The organism is Poseidonibacter sp. (assembly GCF_041821165.1).
GTDB lineage: Bacteria > Campylobacterota > Campylobacteria > Campylobacterales > Arcobacteraceae > Poseidonibacter.
Window position 1 is genome coordinate 1 of the sequence record NZ_JBGUES010000205.1, and the last position, 3,851, is coordinate 3,851.

Genomic DNA, 3,851 nt, shown 5'->3' on the forward strand with positions numbered 1-3,851 from the left:
CATAAGAGTTAAGTGCACTTTTTAAATCATTTATTTTTACATAAGAGTTTCCTAAATTATGAAGATTTTTAAATTTTAAGTCATTGTTATCTTCAGTTTTTATATTTTTATAAATATCTATTGCTTCTTTGTATTTATTTTCTTTATATAATGAATTTGCTAGATTATAATCTCTTTGTGTGCTTTGTTCTAAACTTGAAAACTCTTTTGATGAAGTTTTAAAATCATTTGAATTATAAGCTTCATTTGCCTTTTGTATTGTTTGAAAATCCAATATTGATGCAAATAATAAAGGTTGATAATTTGAAAAAATAGTAATCATTATAAACACTTGAATCAAAGATTTTCTTTTAAATTTTGGCATTGATGAATAAGCAATAAGTAAGAATAAAATACTTAATGCTAAAGGATAGTAAAATAGTTCAGTATAGGTTTTGATTTTTTTAGCTTGGAACTCTTCTTTTTTAGCTTTTTTATTAATATCATTTAAAATCTCATTAATATCATTTTTATCAAGAGAAAAGTTAATATATCCACCATTTGTCTGCAACGCTAACTCTTTTATATTGTCATTTAATTTTATATTTACAATTTTACCATTTTTATCTACAAGATAATTTCCATCTTTTAGTTTTATGGGTGCGCCTTTTTTTGTAGCTGTTGCAATTGTATAAATAGAGATTTTATTTTTCTTTGCAAACTCTATTTCTTTGTTAAAATCACTAGAATCTGAACCATCACTTAGTAAAATTAGATTTTTATATTCGTAGTTTTTTAGAAGTTTTACAGTTGTTTCTAGTGTAGAAAAAATATTTGTACCATTATCAAAGTTTTTTCCAGTATTTAAATTATTAACTAATGTTTTTAATGAAATAAAATCTTGAGTTAAAGGAGAAAGGATAAAAGATGATTTTGCAAATAATATTACACCAATTGCTGAATTTGTTTGTATATCAATGATATCAAGGACTTTCTTTCTTGCAAACTCCAATCTATTTGGATAAATATCATTTGCTAACATTGATTTTGATACATCAATTGCTATTAAAATTGGTATTAATTCTTGTTTTGATTCATGGATTTTTTCATTACTTACAGGACGAGATAAAGCGATTATCATACAAAATAGTGATAAAAAAAGTATAAATGTTCTTGATTTATTTGAAAGATATTGATTTTTAATACTTAGTTTTTCTAAGATTTGTTTTGAGAAATGTTGAGTTAATAAAGTTTGTTTTTTTAATAGTAAAAACATCAATATAAAAGCTGGTAATAACATCAAAAAAAGTACATTTGGATATAAAAATTGCAAGTGAAAACTCCTTTAAAAAGGTATTTTATAAAAGACTTAGTAATTATTAGCTAAAATCACGGTTAAAATTATAACAATCGGAGTAAATTTGATGGAATTTAACGCAAAAAAAGTTGATGAAGCAAACGCAGTAATCTCTGCAACAATTGCAAAAGAAACAGTTGAAAGTAACTTAGACAAAGTAGCTAAACAAGCTGCTAAAACAATGGATATCCAAGGTTTTAGAAAAGGTAAAGTTCCTGTTGCAGTTGTTAAACAAAGATATGCAGACAAATTAACAGAAGACGCTGAAGGTGAAGCATTAAGAGAAATCTTAACTAATGGTTTAAAAGAATTAAATATTTCTAATGAAGATTTAATCGGTGAGCCTTCAATTTCTAAATTTGATAAAAAAGAAGATGGTTCAATTGATGTTGAAGTAACTGTTGCTTGTAAACCAACAATTGATTTAGGTGAATATAAAGATTTACTTCCAGCAGTTGAAGATAAAGCTATTGATGCAGCAGATATTGATGCAAGAATTGATGAAATTGCAAAATCTTCATCTCCATTAGCTAAAATTGCTAGAAAAAGAGCAGTTAGAGATCAAGATCATGCTTTAATTGATTTTGAAGGTTTTGTTGATGGTGTTGCATTTGAAGGTGGTAAAGCTGAAAAATACGCATTACATGTAGGTTCAGGTTCATTTATCCCAGGTTTTGAAGAACAAATCATTGGTATGAAATATGAAGAAACTAAAGATGTAGTTGTTACTTTCCCAGAAGAATACCAATCAAAAGATTTAGCTGGTAAAGAAGCAACATTTAAAGTAACTTTACATGAAATTCAAGAAAAAGCTGCTGCTGAATTAAATGACGAATTTGCTGCTAAACTTCTTCCAGGTGAAGAAAATGCAACAATGGAAACATTAAGAGCTAAAATTGAAGAGCAAATGAAAGCTGAAGTAATGAATAAATACTACAGAGAAGAATTAAAACCTGCATATTTAGAAACTTTAGTTGAAAAATTAACTTTTGCATTACCAGCAACTGTAGTTGATCAAGAAATTAACCAAGCATTAAACAATAAAGTAAGATCTATGTCAGAAGACGAAATCAAAGCTTTACAAGAAGATGCTGCTAAAGTTGAAGAATTAAGAGAAGAATTAAGAGAAGAAGCACAAAATTCAGTAAAAGCTACATTTATTGTAGATGCATTAGCAAAAGCTGAAGCTGTTGAAGTTTCTGATCAAGAAGTTTCTCAAGTATTATATTATGAAGCAATGCAAATGGGTCAAAATCCACAAGAAGTATTAAAACAATACCAAGAAGCTGGATATTTACCTGCAATTAAAATGTCAATGATTGAAGAAAAAGTTATTTCTAAATTATTAGACGCAAAATTAGGAAAATAAACCTTATAGGATAAATAATGAGTTATATACCATACGTAGTTGAAAAAAGTGGAAGAGGTGAAAGAAGTTATGATATTTATTCAAGACTTCTAAAAGATAGAATTATTATGTTAAGTGGTGAAATTAATGACCAAGTAGCATCAACAGTTGTTGCTCAGTTACTTTTTTTAGAAGCTGAAGATCCAGATAAAGATATTTACCTTTATATAAACTCTCCAGGTGGAGTAATTACAAGTGGTATGTCAATTTATGATACTATGAATTATATTAAACCTGATGTTTGTACTATTTGTATCGGTCAAGCTGCTTCTATGGGTGCATTTTTATTATCTTCTGGAGTTAAAGGTAAGAGATATTCTCTTCCTAACTCTAGAATTATGATACACCAACCATTAGGTGGTGCTCAAGGTCAAGCTACTGATATTCAGATTCAAGCAAAAGAAATTCAAAGAATGAAAGACGGTTTAAATGCAATGATTGCAGAACAAACAGGTCAAGATATTGCAACAATTGAAAAAGATACAGATAGAGATAACTTTATGAGCGCAAAAGAAGCTTGTGATTATGGTCTAATTGACGAAGTTATAGCAAGTCATAAGTAGAGTTAATATAATGATTAGAGAAGTTATTACTTATCCAAACAAATTACTTCGAACAAAATCTGAAGATGTTGTGGAGTTTGATGACAAACTTCACACTCTTTTAGATGATATGTATGAAACAATGATGAATCAATCTGGAGTTGGTTTAGCAGCAATTCAAATTTCTGTACCTTTAAATGTTTTAATTATTAGTTTACCTAATGAAGAAGATATTCAAGATAAGGAAGATTTAATTGAAGCGATTAATCCAGTTATTACACATAAAGATGGTGAACAAGTTTTTACAGAAGGTTGTTTAAGCGTTCCAGGTTTTTCAGAAGATATTACAAGAGCACAGCATATTATTGTTGAGTACTTTAATAGATTTGGTGAAAAACAAACAATGGAATGTGAAGATTTCTTAGCTGTTGCATGGCAACATGAAATGGAACATTTAGCTGGTCATCTATTTATTGAAAATCTATCTTTTTTAAAACGTAAGAAATTTGAAAAAGAGTGGAAAAAGAAGTTAAAAGAAGAGAAAAGATAGTATTTATCTTTTCTC

The 3,851-nt window shown here is 27.8% G+C and carries 4 protein-coding genes; 3 read left to right on the forward strand and 1 reads right to left on the reverse strand.

What is annotated here, in order from left to right; translation table 11 throughout:
* On the reverse strand, nucleotides 1-1,312 hold a 1,312-nt coding region (locus ACERKK_RS11965), incomplete at its 3' end, for a VWA domain-containing protein (RefSeq protein WP_373773307.1).
* A gap of 91 nt (nucleotides 1,313-1,403) precedes the next feature.
* Here ACERKK_RS11965 and tig point away from each other — a divergent pair.
* Genes tig through def form a run of 3 tightly spaced genes read left to right on the forward strand, consistent with a single transcriptional unit; the run spans nucleotide 1,404 to nucleotide 3,836 of the window.
* Nucleotides 1,404-2,705, forward strand: coding sequence for a trigger factor (tig, locus tag ACERKK_RS11970; protein WP_373773308.1), 1,302 nt, complete (start codon nucleotides 1,404-1,406; stop codon nucleotides 2,703-2,705).
* A gap of 17 nt (nucleotides 2,706-2,722) precedes the next feature.
* On the forward strand, nucleotides 2,723-3,307 hold the full coding sequence (gene clpP, locus ACERKK_RS11975; protein WP_373773309.1) for an ATP-dependent Clp endopeptidase proteolytic subunit ClpP: 585 nt from the start codon (nucleotides 2,723-2,725) through the stop codon (nucleotides 3,305-3,307).
* A gap of 10 nt (nucleotides 3,308-3,317) precedes the next feature.
* Entirely contained in the window at nucleotides 3,318-3,836 is a 519-nt protein-coding gene (gene def / locus ACERKK_RS11980; RefSeq protein ID WP_373773310.1) for a peptide deformylase, read from the forward strand.
* Nucleotides 3,837-3,851 lie beyond the last annotated feature (15 nt).

Coding starts and splice junctions, on each gene's coding strand:
- def (WP_373773310.1), top strand. CDS start 3,318: ATGATTAGAGAAGTTATTACTTATCCAAACAAATTACTTCGAACAAAA.
- clpP (WP_373773309.1), top strand. CDS start 2,723: ATGAGTTATATACCATACGTAGTTGAAAAAAGTGGAAGAGGTGAAAGA.
- tig (WP_373773308.1), top strand. CDS start 1,404: ATGGAATTTAACGCAAAAAAAGTTGATGAAGCAAACGCAGTAATCTCT.